The organism is Sphingomonas sp. (assembly GCF_017744835.1).
In the GTDB taxonomy this organism is placed as follows: Bacteria; Pseudomonadota; Alphaproteobacteria; order Sphingomonadales; family Sphingomonadaceae; genus Sphingomonas.
This window is the reverse complement of the sequence record NZ_JAGIAM010000001.1, coordinates 728,141-751,095: the sequence shown is the minus strand read 5'-3', so window position 1 is coordinate 751,095 and position 22,955 is coordinate 728,141. Positions and strand designations below refer to the sequence as shown.

General features: G+C 67.9%; 22 protein-coding genes and 1 tRNA gene. 16 read left to right on the top strand and 7 right to left on the bottom strand.

The genetic code is table 11. The features are described from left to right. Nucleotides 1-158 precede the first annotated feature (158 nt). Together ligD and J7500_RS03455 are read right to left on the bottom strand one after the other, a co-directional pair. Nucleotides 159-2,612 carry a DNA ligase D gene (ligD, locus tag J7500_RS03460; RefSeq protein ID WP_294060675.1) on the bottom strand — a complete coding sequence of 818 codons (2,454 nt, stop codon included), beginning with the start codon at nucleotides 2,610-2,612 and terminating at the stop codon, nucleotides 159-161. Between the two features lie 5 nt (nucleotides 2,613-2,617). Next, the gene (locus J7500_RS03455; protein ID WP_294060032.1) at nucleotides 2,618-3,517 is read right to left on the bottom strand and encodes a Ku protein; all 900 of its coding nucleotides are present in this window, start codon (nucleotides 3,515-3,517) and stop codon (nucleotides 2,618-2,620) included. An 85-nt stretch (nucleotides 3,518-3,602) separates the two neighbouring features. On the opposite strand from J7500_RS03455, the gene pdxH reads away from it, so the two are divergent. Genes pdxH through J7500_RS03440 form a run of 3 tightly spaced genes read left to right on the top strand, consistent with a single transcriptional unit; the run spans nucleotide 3,603 to nucleotide 5,895 of the window. Next, a complete protein-coding gene (gene pdxH / locus J7500_RS03450) occupies nucleotides 3,603-4,181 on the top strand; it encodes a pyridoxamine 5'-phosphate oxidase (RefSeq protein ID WP_294060031.1) in 579 nt (192 codons plus the stop codon). Continuing rightward, complete coding sequence (locus J7500_RS03445) at nucleotides 4,178-5,104, top strand: cation diffusion facilitator family transporter (protein ID WP_294060030.1); 927 nt, start codon at nucleotides 4,178-4,180, stop codon at nucleotides 5,102-5,104. Before pdxH ends, J7500_RS03445 begins: the two co-directional genes overlap by 4 nt. Further along, nucleotides 5,101-5,895 (top strand): PhzF family phenazine biosynthesis protein, encoded by a 795-nt coding sequence (locus tag J7500_RS03440; protein ID WP_294060029.1) that lies wholly within the window; start codon nucleotides 5,101-5,103, stop codon nucleotides 5,893-5,895. Before J7500_RS03445 ends, J7500_RS03440 begins: the two co-directional genes overlap by 4 nt. Here J7500_RS03440 and mnmA read toward each other — a convergent pair. Continuing rightward, complete coding sequence (mnmA, locus tag J7500_RS03435; RefSeq protein WP_294060028.1) at nucleotides 5,892-7,001, bottom strand: tRNA 2-thiouridine(34) synthase MnmA; 1,110 nt, start codon at nucleotides 6,999-7,001, stop codon at nucleotides 5,892-5,894. The two genes, J7500_RS03440 and mnmA, sit on opposite strands and share 4 nt — an antisense overlap. Nucleotides 7,002-7,155: 154 nt before the next feature. Here mnmA and J7500_RS03430 point away from each other — a divergent pair, with 154 nt between their 5' ends. From J7500_RS03430 to J7500_RS03420, 3 genes are all read left to right on the top strand, one after another. Further along, nucleotides 7,156-7,383, top strand: a complete 228-nt coding sequence (locus J7500_RS03430; protein WP_294060026.1) for a hypothetical protein — start codon at nucleotides 7,156-7,158, stop codon at nucleotides 7,381-7,383. A gap of 102 nt (nucleotides 7,384-7,485) precedes the next feature. After that, nucleotides 7,486-7,785 (top strand): DUF1153 domain-containing protein, encoded by a 300-nt coding sequence (locus J7500_RS03425; RefSeq protein WP_294060025.1) that lies wholly within the window; start codon nucleotides 7,486-7,488, stop codon nucleotides 7,783-7,785. 196 nt (nucleotides 7,786-7,981) lie between these two features. Continuing rightward, nucleotides 7,982-8,236, top strand: a complete 255-nt coding sequence (locus J7500_RS03420; RefSeq protein WP_294060023.1) for a GlsB/YeaQ/YmgE family stress response membrane protein — start codon at nucleotides 7,982-7,984, stop codon at nucleotides 8,234-8,236. A 65-nt stretch (nucleotides 8,237-8,301) separates the two neighbouring features. On the opposite strand, the gene J7500_RS03415 is transcribed toward J7500_RS03420, so the two are convergent. Together J7500_RS03415 and J7500_RS03410 are read right to left on the bottom strand one after the other, a co-directional pair. After that, on the bottom strand, nucleotides 8,302-9,027 hold the full coding sequence (locus J7500_RS03415) for an SIMPL domain-containing protein (protein WP_294060022.1): 726 nt from the start codon (nucleotides 9,025-9,027) through the stop codon (nucleotides 8,302-8,304). An 80-nt stretch (nucleotides 9,028-9,107) separates the two neighbouring features. Beyond that, the gene (locus J7500_RS03410) at nucleotides 9,108-9,368 is read right to left on the bottom strand and encodes a GlsB/YeaQ/YmgE family stress response membrane protein (protein ID WP_294060021.1); all 261 of its coding nucleotides are present in this window, start codon (nucleotides 9,366-9,368) and stop codon (nucleotides 9,108-9,110) included. Between the two features lie 219 nt (nucleotides 9,369-9,587). On the opposite strand from J7500_RS03410, the gene J7500_RS03405 reads away from it, so the two are divergent. The 3 genes from J7500_RS03405 (at nucleotide 9,588) to J7500_RS03395 (ending at nucleotide 15,249) form a co-directional block, all read left to right on the top strand. Next, nucleotides 9,588-10,787: an efflux RND transporter periplasmic adaptor subunit gene (locus tag J7500_RS03405; RefSeq protein WP_294060674.1), complete on the top strand. Its 1,200-nt coding sequence runs from the start codon at nucleotides 9,588-9,590 to the stop codon at nucleotides 10,785-10,787. Between the two features lie 12 nt (nucleotides 10,788-10,799). Continuing rightward, entirely contained in the window at nucleotides 10,800-13,955 is a 3,156-nt protein-coding gene (locus tag J7500_RS03400) for an efflux RND transporter permease subunit (protein ID WP_294060020.1), read from the top strand. Nucleotides 13,956-14,043: 88 nt separating this feature from the next. Beyond that, nucleotides 14,044-15,249 (top strand): DUF445 domain-containing protein, encoded by a 1,206-nt coding sequence (locus tag J7500_RS03395; RefSeq protein ID WP_294060672.1) that lies wholly within the window; start codon nucleotides 14,044-14,046, stop codon nucleotides 15,247-15,249. Nucleotides 15,250-15,490: 241 nt separating this feature from the next. Here the strand turns inward: J7500_RS03395 and J7500_RS03390 are convergent, their stop codons facing one another. Next, nucleotides 15,491-16,162, bottom strand: coding sequence for an HAD family phosphatase (locus J7500_RS03390; protein WP_294060018.1), 672 nt, complete (start codon nucleotides 16,160-16,162; stop codon nucleotides 15,491-15,493). Between the two features lie 114 nt (nucleotides 16,163-16,276). Between J7500_RS03390 and J7500_RS03385 the strand changes: the two genes are divergently transcribed. The 4 genes from J7500_RS03385 to J7500_RS03370 are packed head-to-tail and all read left to right on the top strand — an operon-like array spanning nucleotide 16,277 to nucleotide 19,764. Then, nucleotides 16,277-17,386 carry an ABC transporter permease gene (locus tag J7500_RS03385; protein ID WP_294060016.1) on the top strand — a complete coding sequence of 370 codons (1,110 nt, stop codon included), beginning with the start codon at nucleotides 16,277-16,279 and terminating at the stop codon, nucleotides 17,384-17,386. Next, a complete protein-coding gene (locus J7500_RS03380) occupies nucleotides 17,386-18,189 on the top strand; it encodes an ABC transporter ATP-binding protein (protein ID WP_294060670.1) in 804 nt (267 codons plus the stop codon). Before J7500_RS03385 ends, J7500_RS03380 begins: the two co-directional genes overlap by 1 nt. A gap of 7 nt (nucleotides 18,190-18,196) precedes the next feature. Further along, complete coding sequence (locus J7500_RS03375; RefSeq protein WP_294060015.1) at nucleotides 18,197-19,165, top strand: MlaD family protein; 969 nt, start codon at nucleotides 18,197-18,199, stop codon at nucleotides 19,163-19,165. Between the two features lie 8 nt (nucleotides 19,166-19,173). After that, complete coding sequence (locus J7500_RS03370; protein WP_294060014.1) at nucleotides 19,174-19,764, top strand: ABC-type transport auxiliary lipoprotein family protein; 591 nt, start codon at nucleotides 19,174-19,176, stop codon at nucleotides 19,762-19,764. On the opposite strand, the gene J7500_RS03365 is transcribed toward J7500_RS03370, so the two are convergent. After that, complete coding sequence (locus J7500_RS03365; protein WP_294060012.1) at nucleotides 19,761-20,639, bottom strand: peptidylprolyl isomerase; 879 nt, start codon at nucleotides 20,637-20,639, stop codon at nucleotides 19,761-19,763. The two genes, J7500_RS03370 and J7500_RS03365, sit on opposite strands and share 4 nt — an antisense overlap. A 77-nt stretch (nucleotides 20,640-20,716) precedes the next feature. On the opposite strand from J7500_RS03365, the gene J7500_RS03360 reads away from it, so the two are divergent. The 3 genes from J7500_RS03360 to J7500_RS03350 all read left to right on the top strand — a co-directional run bounded on the left by J7500_RS03360 (nucleotide 20,717) and on the right by J7500_RS03350 (nucleotide 22,954). Next, nucleotides 20,717-20,807: transfer RNA gene (locus J7500_RS03360), tRNA-Ser, on the top strand. Between the two features lie 62 nt (nucleotides 20,808-20,869). Beyond that, nucleotides 20,870-22,441 (top strand): peptide chain release factor 3, encoded by a 1,572-nt coding sequence (locus J7500_RS03355; RefSeq protein WP_294060011.1) that lies wholly within the window; start codon nucleotides 20,870-20,872, stop codon nucleotides 22,439-22,441. A gap of 63 nt (nucleotides 22,442-22,504) precedes the next feature. Beyond that, on the top strand, nucleotides 22,505-22,954 hold the full coding sequence (locus J7500_RS03350; protein ID WP_294060008.1) for a hypothetical protein: 450 nt from the start codon (nucleotides 22,505-22,507) through the stop codon (nucleotides 22,952-22,954). The last annotated feature ends 1 nt before the right edge of the window (nucleotide 22,955 follow it).

Here is a 22,955-nt window from a genome sequence, read left to right as displayed (position 1 = left end):
ACGGCTTCGGAGAGGAAAAGCGTGCCAGGCCATTCCCCAACGAGGCCGGGGCCCAGTTTCGAGGGCGAGTGAGAGGGTTTCCCGCCCCAACCAAGCGGCTCGACACCGGGGCCAGGCCTTCGCCGGGGAACGGCCCGGATCAGAAGTGTCGATCCGTCCTAGAGATCCGGCAGCACTTGGTCGCCCTCGCCCCAGCCCTGGAGCGCGCGGCTGGCGGCGCGTTCGAGCAGGATCTCCGCATCGCGGATGGTGAAGCGCTTGGCGGTGTCGAGATCGCGCAGCTCGGTCCAGCTCACCGGCGCCGCCACCGGCGCGCCTTCGCGGGCCCGCGCGACATAGGGCAGGACCGCGGTCGCGCCGCGCTGGTTGCGCAGATAGTCGATGAAGATCTTGCCCTTGCGGTTGGCCTTTTTGAGGTTGGCAGTGAAGCGCTCGGGCTCGGCCGCCGAAAGCGCGCGGGCGAAGCGTTCGGCGAAGCTGCGTACCGCCGGCCAGTCGGCGCACGGCACCAACGGCACCACCACATGCACGCCCTTGCCGCCCGACAGCATCGGCCAGCTCGTCAGGCCGATGTCGGCAAGGTGGGTCTTCAGGTCCTGCGCCGCCTTCTTGACCATCTCGAAATCGAGCCCCTCGTCGGGGTCGAGATCGAATACCAGCCGGTCGGGCTTCTCGATGTCGGCGACCGGCGCGCCCCAGCCGTGGAATTCGATCGTCCCCATCTGCACGCAGGCCATCATCCCTTCGAGGTCCGCGACGTACAGGTAGGGCTGCACCGACCCGTCCTTCTCGCGCACGTCGACATGGTGGACATGCTCGCCGAAGCTCCCCGCATCGTGCTTCTGGAAGAAGCAATGCTTGGCGCGCCCCTGCGGGCAGCGCACCAGGCTGATCGGCCGGTTGGCAAGCCAGCGCAGCAGGATCGGCGAGACCGCGGCGTAATAATCGGCGAGCTCGCCCTTGGTGAGCCCCGCCTCGGGGTAGATCACGCGGCCGCGGCTGCTTATCTTGGTCTTGTAGACCGGCGCCGCGGCCGCCTCGGGCACGTGTACCGGCTCCTCGGCGACCACTTCCTCGGCCTTCTTGTCCTCGCGCAGCCCCAGGAAGCTCGCGTGGCGCACCACCTTGTCGGCAGTGAACTCGGCGAAGGCGATCTCGGCGACAAGCTCGGGCTTGAGCCAGCGGGCGCCGCGCGCCTCGGCCCGCGGCACCTTCACCGGCGGCTCCTTCGCCGCGATCCGGTCGAAGCGCTCGCGCAGCGCGTGGAGCGTGGTCATGTTGAACCCGGTCCCCACCTTGCCGGCATAGACCAGCCCTTCGGGACCGTTGAGGCCGAGCAGCAGCGAGCGGAAGCCGCGACCCTTCGCCTCGCTCGGGGTCCAGCCGATGATCACGAATTCCTGGCGACGGATGCACTTCGTCTTGAGCCACGCCTTGGTCCGCGCCCCTCGATAGGGCGCGTCGACGCGCTTCGAGACCACGCCTTCATAGCCCTCGCGGCACATCGCCTCGAACAGCTCTTCGCCGTTGCCGAGGACATGTTCGGAGAACTGGATGCGCTCGCCGCCGCCTTGGACGAGCGGGCGCAGCCGCTCCTTGCGGGCGAGCTGGGGAAGGGCGGCAAGGTCCTCGCCCTCGGCCTCGAGCAAGTCGAAGGCGAACAGCGTCAGTCCCTTGCCCCCCGCGCCGATCGCCTCCTGCAGCGTCGAGAAATCGGGCTTGCCGTCCTTGAACGCGACGATCTCGCCGTCGATCAGCGCGCCCGGCGCGAGCCCTTCGGCTGCCTTGGCGATGCCGGGGAATTTGTCGGTCCAGTCGAGTCCCGAGCGCGTGTAGATGCGTGCCGGATTGCCGGTCGCCACCAGCGCGCGATACCCGTCGTACTTGACTTCGTGGAGCCACTGGTTGCCCGCCGGCACGCTGTCCACCAGCGTGGCGAGCTGTGGTTCGCGGAAGGCGAGGGGCTTGCCCGCGGGGGCGCGCTTGGCGGCCTTCGGGCGCGCCGGTTTCGCTGCGGCCGGGCGCTTCCCGGCGCGCTTGCCCTCGGCGATCTCCTGCATCGTCCGGCCGGTGACGACGCTGGTCAGCCCGGTCTCGACGAGCAGGTCGGTCGCCCCGGCATATTGGTCGTCGATCTTGCGGAGCAGCCAGTTCTCGGTGCGCTCCTTGCCGCGCGGCTTGAGCCGGATCAGCAGCCATTCGCCCTTCATCCGCTCGCCTTCGAGCCTGAAGTGGAGGTGGCCCTTCTCCAGATCCTTCGCGCTCTTGCCCTCCACTGGCTCCCAGCGGCCGCTGTCCCACAGCATCACCGTGCCGCCGCCATATTCCCCCTTGGGGATCGTCCCCTCGAAGTCGGCATAGGAGAGCGGATGGTCCTCGGTGCGCACCGCGAGCCGTTTCTCGTCTGGGTCCAGGCTCGGTCCGCGCGTCACTGCCCAGCTCTTGAGCACGCCGTCGATCTCCAGCCGGAAATCCCAGTGGAGCCGCGTCGCATCGTGCTTCTGGACGATGAAGCGGTTGCCGCCGTTATCGGCGATCTTGCCCGCGGGCTCCGCGGTCTTGGTGAAGTCGCGCTTGGCGTTGTATTTGGCGAGGAGATCGGCGTCGGACATGCGCGTCATGCCCGCTTGCGCGCGGGCGCCTTCTTGGCCGCCGCGCTACGGCTACCCGACCGCGCCGCCGGCTTTTTGGCCGGAGTCTTCTTAACCTCGGCATCGTTCGCTGCCCCGGGCTTCTCGAGCGACTTCTTCAGCGCCGCCATCAGATCGACCACGTTCGAGCCGCGCGACGGCGCCTCCTCGCCTTCGTCCTCGATGATCTTGCGGCCCTTGGCCTTCTTCTTGCGCTCGATCAGGTCCTTGAGCGCATCGACATAGCGGTCGTGGAATTCCTTGGGATCGAAGCTCCCGGTCTTCTTCTCGATCAGCGTCTCGGCGAGATCGAGCAGCTCCGGGTCAGGCGCGCTGTCCGGGATGTCGCGGAAATAGCCCTGCGCCTTGTTGACTTCGTCGGCGTAGCGCAGCGTCTCCAGCACCATCCCGCGCCCGCAGGGCTTCAGGCTCACGATATATTCGCGGCCCCTCAGCGCCAGCTGGCCGAGCCCCACCTTCTTGGTCCGCTTCAGCGCCTCGCGCAGTACGATGAACGCCTCCTCGGCCAGGTCGTCGGCGGGCACCACGAAATAGGGCTTTTCGTAATAGAGCACGTCGATCTCGCTCGAATCGACGAACTGGGTGAGCTCCAGCGTCTTCTTCGATTCGAGCTTCACGGCGTCGATCTCGTCCTGCTCGAGAAGGACGTACTCGCCCTTCTCATATTCATAGCCCTTGACGATCTCGTCGACGTCTACCGGTCCGACCCCGGGCGCGACCTTCTCGTACTTGATCCGCTTGCCGCTCGGCTCGTGGATCTGGTGGAAGCTGATCTGCGCGCCCGATTTGGTCGCCGAGTAGATCTCGACGGGAATCGACACCAACGCCAGCCTGATCTGTCCCTGCCAATAGGCCCGCGCGGCCATGGCGATGCTCCTCGTTGCGAAGCCGATTCAATCCGCGAGGCCGGAGTCCGTTCCGCTTGCGCCGAGGATCGTCTAAGGCGCGCGCATGACGACCGATCCCTTCCAGCTCTTCGCCCAATGGTTCGCCGAGGCGCAGGCGAGCGAGCCCAACGATCCCAATGCGATGGCGCTGGCGACGGTTGATGCGGGCGGCCAGCCTTCGGTGCGCATGGTGCTGCTCAAGGGGCATGGCCCGGACGGCTTCGTCTTCTACACCAACCGCGAGAGTCGCAAGGCACAGGACCTGCTCGCCAGCCCGCGCGGGGCTTTGCTCTTCCACTGGAAGTCGCTCCGCCGCCAGATCCGCATCGAGGGTCCCGTCGCGCAGGTGAGCGACGCCGAGTCCGACACCTATTTCGCCAGCCGCGGGCGTGATTCCCAGCTCGGCGCCTGGGCCTCGGACCAGTCGCGGCCGCTCGACCTGCGCGCCACTTTCGAGACGCGCTACGAGCAGGCCCGCCAGCGCTACGAGGGGCAGGAGGTTCCCCGTCCGCCGCACTGGGGCGGCTATCGCGTCGCGCCCGAACGGATCGAGTTCTGGCAGGACCGCGCGCATCGCCTCCACGAGCGCCGGCTGTTCCTGCACACGCCCGATGGGTGGAGCGAAGGGCTGCTCTACCCATGAACGGCACCGAAGGTCTTGCCCGCCGCGCGGCGCTGGCCAGCGTCTGCTGCGCGCTGCTGCTCGGCGCGCTCAAGGCCTATGCCGCGTGGAGAACCGGGTCCGTAGCGATGCTCGCGAGCCTCGCCGACAGCCTGCTCGACCTCGTCGCCTCGCTGGTGACGCTGGGCGGGGTGCATTGGGCGATGCAGCCCGCCGACGACGACCACCGTTTCGGCCATGGCAAGGCGGAAGCGCTTGCCGCGCTGTTCCAGGTCGGGCTGATCGCCGTTTCGGCCTTTGCGATTCTGCTGCGGGCGTTCGAGCGGCTGGTCGATCATCAGCCCGGCGCCGCCCCCGAATATGGCATCGCCGTCTCGCTTATCGCGATCGTGGTGACGCTGGCACTCACCAGCTATCAGCGTTCGGTCGTGCGGCGTACCGGTTCTATCGCGATCAGCACCGATCATATCCATTATACGTCGGACCTGCTGCTTAACGCCGCGGTGATCCTGGCGCTGATCCTCGAAGGCTATGTCGGGGTGCGCGGCGCCGACGCGTTGTTCGGCCTCGGCATCGCCGCCTGGCTGTTGTTCGGCGCGTGGCGCGCCTCGATCGCCGCGATCGATCAGCTGATGGACAAGGAATGGCCCGAGGAGAAGCGCCGCCGCTTCGTCGAGGTCGCCGCTTGCCATCCCGAGCTGATCGGTCTCCACGATCTGCGTACGCGCACCAGCGGCCATCGCGATTTCGCGCAGTTCCACATCTGGATGGACCCGCAGATGACCGTCGCCGCGGCGCATGACGTGGTCGATCGGCTCGAGCATGCGCTCGGCGCCGAATTCCCCGGCACCGAATTCCTGATCCATGTCGACCCCGAGGGACAGGTCGACCAGCCCGGAAACGCGCTCGCCGAGACCGATCTTCTCAAGGAGAATCGCGCATGAAGCTGCCCTTCGCCCAGATCGACGCCTTCGCCGACCGGCCCTTCACCGGCAATCCGGCTGCGGTGATGCCGCTGGAGGAATGGCTCGACGACGCCGTGCTCCAAGCGATCGCGGCCGAGAACAACCTCGCCGAGACGGCCTTCATCATCGAGGACGAGAGCGACGAAGCCGATTACGAGCTACGCTGGTTCACGCCCGCGGTCGAAGTCGCGCTGTGCGGCCATGCGACGCTGGCAAGCGGGCACCATGTCCTGGCGCAGGACCCGTCGCGCGACCTCGTCCGCTTCCGCACGCGCAAGGCCGGCGTGCTCGAAGTCGCGCGCCACGGCGACGGCTATCTGATGGCGCTCCCCGGCTATGCGCCCGAGCCGAAGCCCATGCCGAAGGTGCTCGCCGGGCTCGGGCTGGGGCGCGCGGTCGAGACGCTCTGGCACCCGAACGGCTATGGGCTGGTCGTGCTCGAAAGCGCCGAGCAGGTGCTCGCGCTCGAACCCGATTTCCGCGCGCTCGCCGCAGTCGGCGACGTGCTCAACATCGTGACTGCGCCGGGCAAGGATACCGATGTGATGAGCCGCGTCTTCGCCCCCGCCGCAGGTATCGACGAGGATCCGGTCACGGGTTCGGCGCATTCGGTGCTCACGCCCTATTGGGCCGGCCGCCTCGGCCGGGCCTGCTTCACTGCGCACCAGTCGAGCCGCCGCGGCGGCTATGTCGACTGTGAGCTTGACGGCGGGCGCGTCATCCTGGGCGGCAAGTGCGTGACGGTGATCGAAGGCGAGTTCTCGATCTAGGCTTCCGCCAGCTCCGCTCGCTCGGTCTCGGCGATCCAGCCGCCGCCGAGCACGCGGTCGCCGGCGTACAGCACTGCCGCCTGCCCCGGCGCGACGCCGTACTCCGGCGTCTCGAACACCACGCGGTCGTCCTCGAGCCGCGCGGGCACCGGCTTGGCGAGCGAGCGGACCTTGGCGGTCATCGGGCCCGTATAGTCGCCGCCGAGCCAGTTGATTCCCTCGATCCGCGCGGCGCGTACCGCCAGCGCGCGCTTGGGACCCACGATCACGCGGCGCGTCTCGGGCTCCAGCCGCAGCACATAATAGGGCTCCGCCGCCCCGCCGATCTCCAACCCCCGGCGCTGGCCGACGGTGAAGTGGATCAGCCCCTTGTGTTCGCCGAGCTTGCGTCCGGCCTCGTCGACGATGTCGCCGCTCGTCTCGGCCTCCGGGCGCAGCTTCTTGACCAGGCTGGCATAGTCGCGGTCGGGGACGAAGCAGATGTCTTGGCTGTCGGGCTTGGCCGCCACGCCCAGCCCCAGCTCGGCCGCCAGCTCGCGCACCGCGGGCTTGGGCATGCCGCCCAGCGGGAAGCGCAGGAAATCGAGCTGGGCGGCGGTGGTCGCGAACAGGAAATAGCTCTGGTCGCGCGCCGGATCGAAGGCGCGGTGCAACTCGGGCCCGGCCGGCCCCATCACGCGGCGGACATAATGGCCGGTTGCCAGGCAGTCGGCGCCCAGGTCGCGTGCGAGCGCGAACAGGTCGGTGAACTTGGGGCCCATGTTGCACTTCACGCACGGAATCGGCGTGCGGCCGGCGAGATATTCGTCGGCGAAATCGTCGATCACCTGCTCGCGGAAGCTCGACGCATGGTCGAAGACATAGTGCGCGATCCCCAGTTTGTCGCACACCGCGCGCGCGTCGCGGATGTCGCGCCCCGCGCAGCACGAGCCCGCGCGGCCGACGGCCTCGCCATGATCGTAGAGCTGGAGCGTCACGCCGATCGTCTCGGTACCCGAATGCGCGGCGAGCGCGGCCACGACCGAGGAGTCGACACCGCCCGACATGGCGACGACGATCCGCCGCTTGGCGAGCGGCTCGTGGAGCTGGAAGTCTGCGGGAATCACGATGCTGCACATAGGGCGCGCGTGGCCGCGCTTCCAGCCTGCGCGCCGCAAGGATTCGAAAACCTCGGTTAAGCGTGCGTTTTTATGGCCTTTACCGGGCCTTCACTCCGTTTCGCTAATTCGGTCGGATCAAGCGAGTCGGGGGGTGGGTCGAGTGGATTTGAGTTTCGCCAGGCTGGATCGGGACACGGCGGTCACCGCCATGCCGACCGATCTGGCGGTGCTGCTGGTGGGCGTTGCCGCGCGACAGGCGGCGAGCCCCACGGCGTGCACCCAGGCGAGGCTCGACGTGCCGGCAGCGGAAGATCCACTGCTCGCGCCGGAGCACGGGGCGTTTCACGGCCCTGCCGCGGCGGCGATCACACGGCGGAAACAGGAATGAAGCGAATTTTTACCGTGGCACTTTAGCCGATGTTCAAGCGGCGACGGTAATTCGTTTCTACAGTGGAGTTGAGGGGCCCCGGCCCCGGTTTGAGGTTAGTCGATGATTGAAAACCAGAAGATCCGTCCCGCGAAGGTGATCGGTCCGCTCGGTGAGCCGCTGACGCTCGACACGCTGCCCCCGCGCGATACCACGCGCTGGGTGGTGCGTCGCAAGGCCGAAGTGGTGGCCGCGGTGAACGGCGGGCTGCTCTCGGTCGACGAGGTCTGCGAGCGCTACGGCCTGACGGTCGAGGAATTCGCCGGCTGGCAGCGCGCGATCGATCGGTCGGGCATGCCCGGGCTGCGCGTCACGCGGATCCAGCATTATCGTTCGCTGTACGAGCGCCAGCAGAAATACTGAGCCGACTCTCCCGTCGGGCTCGATGCGGCCCGCTCCCGTCAAGCCGGGGGCGGGCCGTTTTCATGTCCGGGCCACGGTCAAGCCCGCGGAAGGTTCCGTCACGGCACTGTAAAATTGGTACGGAACCAATACGAGCGGTTGCGGATTTTCCTTCCGTCGCCCGGCCCGCCGGGTGGAGAACATGGAGGGACTTGTCATGGGTCTTATCGTTTGGCTCGTCATCGGCGGCGTCGTCGGCTGGCTGGCGAGCATCGTGATGCGCACGGATGCCCAGCAGGGCATTTTCCTGAATATCATCGTCGGCATCGTCGGCGCCTTCATCGGCGGCCTGCTGTTCGGTGGTTCGATCAACGACAGCGGGGTGACGGTTACCACCTTCCTCGTGTCGCTGGTCGGTGCGATTGTCCTGCTGGCGATCGTGAACCTCGTCCGTCGCGGCGCCGTTCGCTAGAATAGGCCCGACGGCAAGCAAAAGGGGTCGCTCCCACCGGAGCGGCCCCTTTTTCGTTGCGCGTCTCATTTGAGCAGGAAGCGGACCGTCACCGAAATACCCAGCTCGCGCTCGCCCGCGACGATCTGCGTCGGCGCGGCATCCGCCGCCTGGGCACGGGCGAAAGCGATCGGGCGGGGCGGCGGCATCGTCGCGCCGCTTTCCGAGATCGACAGGATCCGCTCGACGCGCAGTCCCGCCGCCTGGGCATAGAGCGCCGCCCGGGCACGCGCGGTCGCGATCGCGTCCCGCCGTGCCTCATCGAGCGCCGCTTCGGGCTTGTCGATGCCGAGCTCGGGCCCCGCGATGTTGTTCGCGCCCTCGCGCACCAGCGCATCAAGGATCGCGCCGCTCTGCGCGATGTCGCGGAAGCGGATGCTGAGCTGGTTCGACGCCTGATAGCCGGTGATCACCGGGGGCTGGTTCTGCTCGTAGCGATATTGCGGGCTCAGCGAGACGCTCGCCGTCTGGATGTCGCGCTCGGCGACGCCGGCCTTGCGCACCGCGGCGAGCACGCGCGCCAGCCGCGCCGAATTGTCGCGCATCGCCTCGGCCGCCGTCGCCGCTTGCGTGACGACGCCGGCCTGGATCGTCGCCACGTCGGGCGTCCGGCGGCTCGTGCCTTCCGCGACGATCTCGAGCACCGCGCCGTCGAGCGGCGCGAGCATCGGCCGCGCGTCCTGGGCGAAGGCGTCACCTGCAGGAACCACGAGCGCCAGCGCCGCCGCGCCGGCGGAAAGAGTACGAATCATCCTTGCTCTCCCGAAACGAAGTCCCGCCGGCTTGGCGGGCGCGGGGCAAACGCTTGCTGAACGCGACGGTCGGCGCGCGTTCAGGTGCGCCGCGCGATCACCAGCCGGTAGAGCGCCAGCAACACCACCGCGCCCACGGTCGCGGCGGCATAGGCCTGCCATCCGCTGTCGTTGACGTTGATGCCCAGCAGCGGCGTCACATAATAAGCGAGCAGCGCGCCGGCGATGCCGAGCAGGATCGTCACGATGATGCCGCCGGGGTCCTTGCCCGGCATGATCAGCTTGCCCAGGGCACCGGCCACTAGGCCGATCAGAAGCCACCCAATGATACCCGTCGGCATAACTTCCCTCCTGTATTCGCCCTCCGCGCCGGAAGCCTCCCTCGACCCCGGTTCGATTGCAACCGTTTCTTGCCGCAAACGATCGATCTGCTTGCAGAAATGCTACGGAAACGGCATTGCAACGGCGGGCGCTAAACCGGCTTGCTGCCGGTGATTTATTCAGATAATACAGCTAGACCTTTCACACAACGGCCGTGCGGTCGGATCGGTGTCATGCATATGAATTACGAGGCAGGGATGTTCGGACGGCAGGAGCGGCTGGAGTTCACCGGCGAGGAGACCCCGCGGCGCAGCCGCCGCTGGCTGTGGATCGCCGCCGCGGCGCTGGTGGTGTTCGGCATCCTCGGCATCTTCATGATGCGCGGCGCCAAGCCGGCCGAGGCGCCCAAGGAGGCGGCCGCCAAGGGCGGGCCGGGCACGAACTCGCAGCTTCCCACCGTCACCGTGGCGGTGCCCGGTCGCCAGACCGTGCAGACGATCGTCACCGGCACCGGCTCGCTCGCCGCGCGCCGCGAGATGCCGGTCGGCGTCGCCGGTGAGGGCGGTCTGGTCACGCGCGTGCTCGTCGAGCCGGGCAGCTGGGTGAACAAGGGCGCGGTGCTCGCGACCGTCGATCGCTCGGTGCAGGCGCAGACCGCCGAATCGCTCGCCGCGCAGATCCGTGTCGCCCAGGCCGATGCGCGCCTCGCGCAGGCCGACCTCGACCGCGCGCAGCGCCTCGTCGCCAACGGCTTCATCTCCAAGGCCGACATCGACCGCAAGACCGCGACCCGCGACCAGGCCGCGGCGCGCGTCCGCGTCGCGCAGGCGCAGCTCTCCGAGACCCAGGCGCGCAACCGCCGGCTCGACATCCGCGCGCCGGAGGCCGGCCTCGTCCTCACGCGCCAGGTCGAGCCGGGCCAGATCGTCAGCTCGGGCTCGGGCGTGCTCTTCCGCATGGCAATGGGCGGCCAGGTGGAGCTACGCACCCAGCTCGCCGAGACCGACCTCCAGCGCGTCCGCGCCGGCGCCCAGGCCGAAGTGACGCCGACCGGCACCACCCAGACCTTCAAGGGCCAGGTGTGGCAGGTCTCGCCGGTGATCGACCCGCAGACGCGCCAGGGCATCGCCCGCGTCGCGCTCAGCTATGATCCGGCGCTCCGCCCGGGCGGCTTCGCCACGGCGCGGATCGTCGCCGGCGCCCAGACCGCGGTGATGCTGCCCCAGTCGGCGGTCCAGAGCGACACCGAGGGCAATTACGTCTACACGATCAACGCCAAGAACGAGGCGGTGCGCACTCCGGTCACCACCGGCGACGTCACCGAAGCGGGCGTGACCATCACCAGCGGCCTGAACGGCACCGAGCGTGTCGTCCTCACCGCCGGCGCGTTCCTGAACCCCGGCCAGAAGGTCATCCCGAACCTTCAGAAGCTGAAGTAAAGGCGGCCTGCCATGAGCTTCCGGAACATCTCGGCCTGGGCGATCCGCAACCCGGTTCCGCCCATCGTCCTCTTCCTCTTCCTCACCATCGCCGGATTGGTGAGCTTCATGAAGATGGACGTGAACAACGATCCGGACATCGACTTCCCGATCGTGTGGATCTCGATCAGCCAGCCCGGCGCCGCGCCGAGCGAGCTCGAGAACCAGATCACGCAGAAGGTCGAATCGGCCGTCCGCAGCCTCCAGGGCATCGACGAGATCACGTCGAACGTCCAGGAAGGCCAGAGCACCACCGTCGTCCAGCTCGACATCGGCATGCCGATCGACCGCGCGGTCGAGGACGTGCGCAGCGCCATCCAGCAGATCCGCGGCAACCTGCCCGATGGCATCCTCGAGCCGCAGATCGGCCGCGTCGACACGTCGAGCGACAATGAAGTCGCGAGCTTCACTGCCGTCGCCACCGACATGACGGTCGAGCAGCTGAGCTGGTACGTCGACAACACCGTGTCGAAGGAGCTGCTAGCGATCTCCGGCATGTCGGCCGTCGAGCGCAACGGCGGTGTCGACCGCGAGATCCGCGTGATCCTGGATCCTGCCAAGCTCCAGTCGTTCGGCCTCACCGCCAGCCAGGTCAACCAGCAGCTCCGCCAGGTGAACCTCAACGCCGCGGGCGGCCGCGCCGAGATCTCGGGCTTCGAGCAGGCGGTGCGCGTGGTCGGCAACGCCGACAGCGCCTATACGCTCGGCCAGACGCAGATCTCGACCGGCGGCGGCCGCACGGTGCGCCTCGCCGACATCGCGACCGTCAAGGACGCCTATGCCGAGCAGCGCAGCCTCGCCAAGTTCAACGGCCACCAGGTCATTTCGTTCGACATCAAGCGCGCCAAGGGCGCCTCGGACCTCGAGGTGTTCCGCGCCGCCGAGAAACGGCTGAAGGAGCTCGAGAAGAGCAATCCCAAGGTTCGCTTCGAGCTGCTCAACAACAATTCCAAATACGCCGAGCAGCAGTATCACACCGCCATGGAAGCGATGATCGAGGGCGCCGTCCTCGCGGTCATCGTCGTGTTCATCTTCCTGCGCGACTGGCGCGCGACGCTGATCTCGGCGCTCGCCATCCCGCTGTCGGCGATCCCCAGCTTCTGGTTCATGGACATGCTGGGCTTCACGCTGAACCAGATGACGCTGCTCGCGCTCAGCCTGGTGGCCGGCGTGCTCGTCGACGACGCGATCGTGGAGATCGAGAACATCGTCCGCCACATGCGCATGGGCAAGTCGGCCTATCAGGCCGCGATCGATGCCGCCGACGAGATCGGCGTCGCGGTGCTCGCCACCACCATGTCGATCGTCGCGGTGTTCCTGCCCGTCGGCCTGATGCCCGGCATCTCGGGCCAGTTCTTCAAGAACTTCGGCCTCACCGTCGTCGCGGCGGTGCTGATGAGCCTTGCCGTCGCGCGTCTGCTCACGCCGATGATCGCGGCCTATTTCCTCAAGGCCAAGGGGCATGCCAGCCACGGCGAGGGCTGGATCATGGATCGCTACACCGGCCTGCTGCGCTGGACGCTGCGCCACCGCTGGTCAGCGGTGCTCGGCTTCATGCTCGCGTTCGGCGCGACCATCGCCTGCTTCATGATCCTGCCGATGACCTTCCAACCCGCGCAGGACCAGGACAGCGTCACCGCCACGATCGAGATGGTGCCCGGCACCCGTCTCGAGGACACCGATCGCGTCGTGCGTCAGGTTGCGGCGATCCTGCGCGAGGAGCCCGGAGTCACCGACATCTATGAGCGCAGCTTCGTCGGCAACGGCCGCGTCACTGCGCAGCTCAAGGAAGACCGGACCGAGAAGAGCACCGAGTTCGAGAAGCGCGTGGCCCCCCGGTTGCTCGCCATCCCGGACGCGCGCGTCAACTTCCGTTCGCAGTTCGGCTGGGGCTCGAGTGGTCGCGACCTGACCGTCACGCTCGGCGGCGAGGATCCGGTGCTGCTCACCCAGACCGCCACGACGCTGGTCAAGCAGATGGAGGGCATGAAGGAAGTGGTGGCGCCGCGCATCGCGGGCGACCTCAACCGACCCGAGATCGTGATCAAGCCGCGGCTCGATCTGGCGGCGAACATGGGCGTCACCACCTCGGCGCTCAGCCAGGCGATCCGCATCGCGACCCTCGGCGACATCGACCAGAACAGCGCCAAATTCTCGCTTTCGGACCGGCAGATCCCGATCCGCGTGGCGATCAACGAGGATGCGCGCGCCAAGCTGTCGACGATCCAGAACATGCCGGTGCAGACCCAGACCGGCGGCTCGGTGCCGCTCTCGGTGGTCGCCGACATCGGCTTCGGCGCAGGCCCGACCAAGATCGAGCGGCTCAACCTGCAGCGCCGCCTGATCGTCGGCGCCGACCTTGCGATGGATCCCGCCACCGGCAAGCCGTTCGTCAACAACGAAGTGATGCAGAAGATCAAGCAGCTGCCGGTCATGAAGAACCTGCCGCAGGGGGTGGGCGAGCTCACCGTCGGCCAGGCCAAGTGGCAGGCGGAGATGCTCCAGAACTTCTTCGTCGCGCTGGCCTCGGGCGTGTTCCTGGTCTTCGCGGTGCTGGTGCTGCTCTACCGCCGCTTCATGTCGCCGCTGGTCAACATGGGCTCGCTGCTGCTGGCTCCGCTGGGCGGCCTGCTCGCACTGATGGCGACCGGCAATCCGCTGTCGCTGCCTGTGTTCATTGGCATCCTGATGCTGTTCGGCATCGTCGCGAAGAACTCGATCCTGCTGATCGACTTCGCGCTCGAGCAGATGGAGAAGGGCGTCGACAAGTTCAGCGCGATCGTCGACGCCGGGCACAAGCGCGCCCAGCCGATCGTGATGACCACGGTGGCGATGGTGGCGGGTATGGTGCCCACTGCGCTCTCGCTCTCGGGCGACAGCTCGTGGCGCTCGCCGATGGGCATCGTCGTGATCGGCGGCCTCATCCTTTCGACCGTGCTCACGCTGGTGATCGTGCCTGCGATCTTCAGCCTCGCGGTGGGGCTCGAGACCTGGCTCGGGCCGCGCCTCTCGCGCCGCCTGCTCACTTATCGCCCCGGCGACGACGGCAGCCGGGTGCTCGGGCCGCGGCACGACGGCGGGGCGATCGATCACAAGCCCGGCGACGATGCTCCGCAACCGGCGGAGTGAACTTGCCGCCGATTGAGGTATTGGGGAGCGTGTGAACCAGTCACGCGCTCCCCGTTTTTCCGAGGCCCCGCCGCCGGGCCTGCGCCGCATGCGGCTGGTGGCGACCGGGCTGCTCGTGCTGATGGCGGCGGTGTTCCTCCTCGCGCGCGCCTATGCCGATCTCCATCCCGCGATCGCCTATGTCCGCGCCTTTTCGGAAGCCGCGATGGTCGGCGGCCTCGCCGACTGGTTCGCGGTCACGGCGCTGTTCCGTCATCCCCTCCATTTGCCGATCCCCCACACCGCGATCATCCCGCGCAACAAGGACCGGATCGCCGACACGCTCGCCGCCTTCCTGCGCAGCAACTTCCTGATCCCCAGCGTGGTCGCGCGGCGGATGCGCCGCGTCGACGTCGCGGGCGCGACCGGGCGCTGGCTCGCCAATCCGAACAGGTCGCGTGGGCGGCTGCGTGCGGGGCTTGGCCGGCTCGCGGCGGACGTTCTCGAGGCGCTCGACCAGGAGCGGCTGGGCGGCATGGCGAAACGTGCGCTGGCCGACCGGCTGCGCGCGCTGGAGGTGGCGCCGCTGCTCGGCCGCGCGCTGGCGACGGCGATGCAGGAGGATCGGCACCGGCCGCTGCTCGACGGCATCGTCAATTGGGCCGCGAGGGTCCTCGACGCCAACGAGCATCTGATCCGCGAGATGGTCCACGAGCGCGCGGGATCGGTGCTGCGCTGGACCGGCCTCGACGAGACGCTCGCCAACAAGATCATCGCCGGCCTCGCCAAATTGATCGCCGATATGGCCGAGGATCCGGATCACCCGCTGCGCGCCAAGGCCGAGGAGGGGCTGACGAAGCTCGCGCAAGACCTCCAGCACGACCCCGAGCGGCGCGCGCAGGTCGAGGCATTCAAGAACGAGCTGCTCGACAATCCGGCGCTGGGCGATTGGTGGCTGGGTGTGTGGGAATCGGGTCGCACGGCGCTGCTGCGGATCGCACGTGACCCGGACCGCGTGCTCTCGGGCGAATTGGGCGCCGCATTGGCGCAACTCGGCGAGACGCTGCAGAACGACGCCGGGCTGGCCGACACGATCAACCGCTTCGTGCGCCGCACCGCGGTCGGCGCCGCGGCCGATTATGGCGACGGCATCGTCCGGCTGGTCTCCGATACGATCCGCAGCTGGGACGCGCGCACCGTCACCGGCCGGCTGGAAAACGCAGTGGGGCGCGACCTTCAGTACATCCGCATCAACGGGACCTTGGTGGGCGGCCTGGTCGGCACCGCCATCCACGCGGTGGACGTGCTGCTCTGACCGAAGAGTCCTCCTAATCCCAAGCCGCGATCTTCCGGTGGCCTCCGGCGCCAGGCCGGGATGACAAAGAAGAGAAGGTGCGAGGGAAGGAGCACCAGCCCCTCTCGCAAAATAGGATCTCGCATGGAACGAACTAAGAACGTTCTTTCTCATGCGGTATAATCCCCTCATGCGCGCAGGCACGCGCGCGCGTTTGGGTGTCCACTTTGTCAACTTCCGGCGCGTCAACTTCCGCGGCGGCTCAGCGCCAGTCGAGCTCCGGCCAGCCGCGCGCCTTGGCCAGCGCCTTGAGCGGCCCGTGCGCGTTCACTGCGAAACCCTCGTCCGCCCACTCCAGCAGCGGCGCGTCGGAGACATGGTCCGAATAGGCGCGGACATGCAGCGCGCTCCGCTCCAGCCCTTCGCCGGCCATCCAGTCCTCGATCATGCGGAGCTTTGCGGGCCCGTAACAGTTGTCTCCCTCGATCAGGGAGAGAAAATGGCCACGCGGGTCTCGCTTCGCTTTGGTGGCGACCACATGATCGAAGCCCAGACGCCGCGCGATTGCGCCGGCGTAATAGCCGTGCGACGCCGTCGCCATCACCAGCATGCACCCCGATGCGCGGTCCGCCTCGATCTGCGCGCGTGCGCCGTGCAGCACGCCATGCTCGGCTTCGTGCGCAGCGAAGCTCTCCGCGACGCGTTCGATCTCGGCCGGCGCCATCGCGCGGCCCAGCATCAGCCGCTGCGCGAACTGCTTGAGGCCGGCGCGGTCGATCGCTTTCACCAGATAGGCGAGCCCCGCCGCGCCCACGACCGGGAACAGCGCCAGCCGCCACGGCGCGCGCGCCCGCGCCGCGTGGAGCAGGAAGCGCGTCCAGGTCGGCGCCGCGGTGATGGTCTTGTCCATGTCGTAGATCGCGAGGTGCCGCATTGGTGCGCCTATAGCCGGTTTCAGCATGGCTGAAACAGTACGGTACCGCTCCGGCGAAGCTCAAAACGCGCCACGGCTTGCCGATCCACTGCAAATCGCAGAAAGGTGCGGCCCATGAGGGGCAGCGCCGATTTCGAGCGAGTGGACAATGGCGAGGGCGCAACGCTCCGCTTCACCGGCAATCTCTCGCTCGCCTGCCTCAAGGACCTGCCCGATCGGCTGAACGCCGTCGACGGCGATATCGCACGGCTCGATCTGAGCGACGTCGAGCGGATCGACACCGTCGGCGCCTGGCTGATCCACCGCTTCGCGCGCGATCACGGCTCGGAGATTCACGGCCTCGAGCCCGACGAGCAGCACCTCCTCGACCAGGTCGCCGCCGCCGAGCACCCGATCGAGCTGCCGCCCAAGCCCGCCGATCCGTTCACGCGCATGCTCGGAGAAGTCGGCGAGGGGGTGCTCCAGGCCGGGCGCACGCTCTATGGCCTGCTCGGCTTCCTCGGCGCGACGCTGATCGCCTTCTGGCAGGTCTTCACCCATCCCCGACGCTTCCGCTTCAACGCCACCGTGCATCGCTTCGAAGTCGTGGGCGTCTCGGCGCTCGCGATCATCGGGCTGATGAGCTTCCTGATCGGCATCGTCATCGCCCAGCAGGGCGCGGTGCAGCTCCGCCAGTTCGGCGCGGAGGTCTATACGATCAACCTGGTCGGCCGGATCACGCTGCGCGAGCTCGGCGTGCTGATGACCGCGATCATGGTCGCGGGCCGTTCGGGCTCGGCCTTCGCCGCGCAGATCGGCACGATGAAGCTCACCGAGGAAATCGACGCGATGCGCACGATCGGCGTCTCGCCGATGGAGGCGCTGGTCGTCCCCCGCACGCTGGCGGTGGTGCTGATGATGCCGCTGCTCGGCTTCTATGCCTCGTTGATCGCGATCATCGGCGGCGGCCTGCTCTGCTGGGTCAGCCTCGGCATCCCGCCGGTCACCTTCATCCAGCGCATCCGCGAAGTCGTCCCGCTCACCGATCTCTGGGTCGGGCTGGTCAAGGCCCCGGTGTTCGGCGCGATCATCGCCGTGGCGGGCTGTTTCCAGGGCATGCAGGTCGAGGCCGATGCCGAGCAGGTGGGCAACCGCACCACCATCGCCGTCGTCCAGGCGATCTTCCTGGTGATCGTGCTCGACGCCTTCTTCGCGGTCTTCTTCAGCGAAGTGGGCTGGATATGATGGTGCGGCGCGAACGCGACGACGTGGTCATCTCGGTCCGGGGCCTCAGCAACGGCTTCGGTGATCAGGTCGTGCACGAGGGGCTCGATCTCGACGTGCGCCGCGGCGAGATCCTCGGCGTCGTCGGCGGCTCGGGCACCGGCAAGTCGGTGCTGATGCGCTCGATCATCGGCCTCCAGCCGCCGCTCGCCGGCAGCATCGAAGTGTTCGGCGAGAACACGATCGGCCGCGAGGAGACCGAGGCGGTCAACATCCGCAAGCGCTGGGGCGTGCTGTTTCAGGGCGGCGCGCTCTTCTCGACGCTGACCGTGTCCGAGAACATCCAGGTGCCGATCAAGGAATTCTACCCCGGCATCGATCAGGTGCTGCTTGAGGAGATCGCCGCCTACAAGGTTGTGATGACCGGCCTCCCGCCCGACGCCGGCCCCAAATATCCGGCCGAGCTTTCGGGCGGCATGAAGAAGCGCGCCGGGCTGGCGCGCGCGCTGGCGCTCGATCCCGAGCTGCTGTTCCTCGACGAGCCCACCGCCGGGCTCGATCCGATCGGCGCGGCGGCTTTCGACGAGCTCACCGCTTCGCTCCAGAAGACGCTGGGGCTCACGGTCTTCCTGATCACGCATGATCTCGACACGCTCTACGCCATTTGCGACCGCGTCGCGGTGCTCGCCGACAAGCGCGTCATAGCGGTCGGTACCATCGACGAGCTGCTCGCGTTGGATCATCCGTGGATCCAGGAGTATTTCAACGGGCCGCGCGGACGCGCTGCGGTCGCCAGCGCCGGCAAGGCGCGCGCGGGGACATGAGGGACTGATGGAAACGCGTTCGAACCATGTACTCGTCGGCGCCGTGGTGCTGATCCTGCTCGCCGTGCTCGCGCTGTTCATCGTCTGGCTCGCCAGGCTCGGCGGCGGCAATGAGCGCGAGTACGACATCTTCTTCCGCCAGGCAGTCGACGGGCTCAGCCCCGGCTCTGCGGTCACCTTCTCGGGCGTGCCCTCGGGCCAGGTGAAGCAGATCGCCTTCTGGCAGCCGGATCCCAGCCTGGTGCGCGTGCGGATCAGCGTGAACCCCGACGTGCCGATCCTCGAGGGTACTACGGCCTCGATCCAGGGCAGCTTCACCGGCCCCAGCACGGTGCAGCTCGACGGCGCGATGAAGGGCGCTCCCCCGATCGAATGCCCGCAGGAGAATCCGCGTGCCGCCTGCCCGCTCGGCGTGCCGGTGATCCCCACCAAGGCGGGCGGGCTCGGCGCGCTGCTCAGCTCGGCGCCGAAGCTGCTCGAGCGGCTCACCACGCTCACCGAGCGGCTGACCGAGCTGCTCGGCGACCGCAACCAGAATTCGATCGCCGGCATCCTCGCCAACACCAATCGCCTGACCGACGCGCTCGCCGATCGCGGGCCCGAGATCGCCGCGACGCTCGCCGAGACGCGCGTCGCGATCCAGAAGTTCGGTGATGCGACGCAGCAGATCGGCGAGCTTGCCGACACCACCAAGGGCGTGGTGTCCGACGACGTGCGCCCGACGATCGCCAACCTCAACCGCACCATTGCGTCGGCACGCAAGAGCATGGAGACGCTCGACGCGACGATCGGCGACGCCCGGCCGGGGCTGCAGGCGCTATCGAAGAAGACGATCCCCGAGGTCGGCCAGCTCGTCCAGGACCTGCGCGTCATGTCGACCTCGCTCGCCGCGGTCGCCGAGAAGCTCGATCAGGGCGGCGCGACGAGCATCCTGGGCGCGCCCAAGCTGCCCGACTATGAACCGAAGAAGAAGTGAGGACCCTGATGAACAAGCGCTCCGTCCTCTGCGTGCCGCTCGCCGCGCTGGCGCTGTCGGGCTGCGTCTCCTTCGGTGCCAAGCCGCCCGGCTCGCTCCTGCGGCTCGAGCCTGCCGTGACGCTCCCGGTCGGCGAATCGCAGCATTCGAACGTCGCCGCGACGATCACGGTCGCCGTGCCCTCGGTCCCGCAGGAGCTCGCCGCCTCGCGCGTGCCGGTCCATTCGGGCGGCACTGCCGTCGCTTTCGTCAAGGATGCGCAATGGGTCGAGCGCCCGTCGCAGCTCTTCGCGCGGCTGCTCGGCGACACGATCACTGCGCGCACCGGCCGGCTGGTGCTCAGCACGCGCCAGTCGATGCTCGATCCGGGCGCCTATCTGATGGGCGAGTTGCGCGCCTTCGGCGTCGATTCGGATCGCAGCGAGGCCGTGGTCACCTATGATGCCGCGCTGATCCGCGGGCCCGAGACCGTTGTCGAGAAGCGCCGCTTCGAGGCGCGTGTGCCGCTGACCGAGATCGCCGCCGCGCCCGTCGGCACTGCGCTCAACCAGGCCGCGAACCAGGTTGCCGCCGAAGTCGCCGACTGGGTCGGGCGCTAGGGCGCGCGCCGCACCGGCGGCAGCGCATTGCAGATGTCGGTGCCGCCGGCCGGCACGGTGAAGAATGGCGGGCTGCGGTTCTCGCGCGCCTTGATCCAGGCCGCGAACCGCGCGTTGTCGGTGGCGCGGTACTGGAAATGCGGCCGCTCGTCCTCGGGGAGCTGGCTCGCCAGCCGTACCGACAGGATCGGCGTGCGTTCAGCCTCCTGCTCATAGACGCCCAGATTGCCCGTGCCGCGCGGCAGGCTGGAGAGCCACTGCATTCCGTCGATCACGCGCCCGACCAGCGCGATGTTGCGGTCGAGGTGGCGCGGGGCATGGCCGATCACCGTGTAGAGCTCGGCGCCGCTCCCGGTGCTCGGCGCCAAATCGCGCGCGACGCCGACCATCGAATAGCAATGGGTGAGCCAGGCCGCCTTGCCGTCGCCTGCCACCGGCCAGCCGTCGGCGCTGTGCCCGGTCCTGGCGGCATAGCTGTCGGGCTTGGCGAGGCTCGTCACGCCGTCATAGCGCGCCCATTCATATTCGGCGGGCGGGTTGGCGATCACCAGCGGCGGCAGCGGCTTCCGTTCGGTCGCGTCGCCCCATTGCGTGACGTAATTGTCCTGCACGCGATAGACGCTGGTCCCGTCCCACCAATGCGCCTCGGCGAGCTTGCGGATGTTGGCGACATGCGCGGGCGCGTAGCGTGGCGCCAGCCGGATCGTGACCTGCCGGCCGCCGGCGAGCGTCATTACCAATATCTCGTCGTCGGGGATCGGCTTCCAGTCCGCATCCGCCGCGTCGCCCGGCGAAGGCGCGGGGGCGGTCTGAGCGAGGGCGGGAGAGACGAGCAAGGCGGCGAGCGCGCAGAGCGCGAGGCGTGGGCTGGGCATGAAGCGAGACTGGCACGCCCCACCACGCTTGCCTAGCCCGCCCGCAAGCGGTAGGGCACGCGCCTTCCAGCGCATGCGGAGCGGTGGCCGAGTGGTCGAAGGCGCTCGCCTGGAAAGTGAGTATACGGCAAAACCGTATCGAGGGTTCGAATCCCTCCCGCTCCGCCACTTTTCCCTCCCGGCATTTCACGGACGTTGCGGGGCGACCGCGCGGGCACTAGAGGGCCGCGATGCCTTCCTCCAGCGATCGCCGCACCTTCGCCATCATCTCGCACCCGGACGCGGGCAAGACCACGCTGACCGAAAAGCTGCTGCTCTTCGGCGGCGCGATCCACTTGGCTGGCGAGGTCAAGGCGCGTGGCGCCGCGCGGCGTGCGCGCTCGGACTGGATGAAGATCGAGCAGCAGCGCGGCATCTCGGTCACCTCGTCGGTGATGACCTTCGAGCGCAACGGCGTGACCTTCAACCTGCTCGATACGCCGGGCCACGAGGATTTCAGCGAGGACACCTATCGCACGCTGACCGCGGTCGACTCCGCGGTGATGGTGATCGACGTCGCCAAGGGCATCGAGAGCCAGACGCGCAAGCTGTTCGAGGTCTGCCGTCTCCGTAACGTCCCGATCATCACCTTCGTCAACAAGGTCGACCGTGAAGGCCGCGAGGTGTTCGCGACGCTCGACGAGGTTGCGGACCTGCTCGCGCTCGACGTGACGCCGATGACCTGGCCGGTGGGCATGGGCGGCAGCTTCGAAGGCATCTTCGACCTCGCCACCAACCGCCTGCTGCTCCCCGAGGGGGACAGCCGCGAGTTCCAGGGCAAGGTGATCCAGACCAGCGGAATCGACGATCCGCAGCTCGATGGAATTCTCTCGGCCGAGAACCTCGCCAAGCTGCGCGAGGACGTCGAACTGGCCCAGGCGGGCTACCCCGAGTTCGATGCCGAGGCCTATCGCAACGGCGATCTGACTCCGGTCTATTTCGGCTCGGCGCTCAAGGAATTCGGCGTCGATTCGCTGATCGAGGCGATCGCGGCCTTCGCGCCGCCGCCGCACGCGCTGCCGGCCGAGCCCGCCCCGGTCTCCCCCGATGCGCCGCAGGTCACCGGCTTCGTGTTCAAGGTCCAGGCGAACATGGACCCCAACCATCGCGACCGCATCGCCTTCATGCGGCTCGTCTCGGGCACCTTCAAGCGGGGCATGAAGCTGACCCCGACCGGGCATGGCAAGCCGATCGCGATCCACTCGCCGATCCTGTTCTTCGCCCGCGAACGCGAGCTGGCCGACGAGGCGTTTCCGGGCGACATCATCGGCATCCCCAACCACGGTGTGCTGCGCGTGGGCGATACGCTCAGCGAAAAGGCCGACGTGCGCTTCACCGGGCTCCCGAACTTTGCGCCCGAGATCCTGCGGCGCGTCGTGCTCAAGGACCCGACCAAGACCAAGCAGCTCCGCAAGGCGCTCGACGACATGGCCGAGGAAGGGGTGACGCAGGTCTTCTATCCCGACATCGGCTCGAACTGGGTGATCGGCGTGGTCGGCCAGCTCCAGCTCGACGTGCTGCTCAGCCGGCTCGACGCCGAGTACAAGGTCGCGGCCGCGCTCGAGATGGCGCCGTTCGAGACCGCGCGCTGGATCTCGAGCGACGATCCCGCCGCGCTCAAGGAGTTCATGGAGCTCAACCGCGGCGCCATGGCCAAGGACCGCGACGGCAATCCGGTGTTCATGGCCAAGTCGGCCTGGGAAGTCGGCTATATCGCCGACCGCTATTCCAAGGTGAAGTTCGCTGCGACGCGCGAGCGGTAGTCCGCGATCGCTTACGTCAGCTGGCATGCGCATATATGACCGGGCCCTTGAGGAGGGTCCGGCATGATTGCATCGTTTATGCTTCTGTTGGCATCGGAGATGCAGCAGGCACCGCCAATCCCGCCTATGCCCAACCTTTCGCCATGCGCATTCGAGCGGCCTGCGAGGCTGGTTGAACGTAAGGATGCCCTGCCCGCAGAGGCCATCCAGGAACTTGACCGTCTTTTCCGCAGTAACAAGGGCATTGCCGAGGCGGGCGCCTATTTCGAAGCCTCAGATTCCATCCAGATTCCCGATGCGCCGCGCTCGCGGTTCCTGCGCGCATATCTCGTGGGCGACACCTGGTTCATCTGGTTTGAGACGGGAGGCATCGGATTGAGCCGGCAAGTCGTTGCGCTGCAACCGCGTCGAAGGGACGATGGCGTGGTCCAACTATATGCAGTGCCGGGAAGCCTCTTCTCCGGCGACCTCTGTGCTGCGGGCAAGGCTTTTTTGGCGGGGGTGCGAAGCTGAC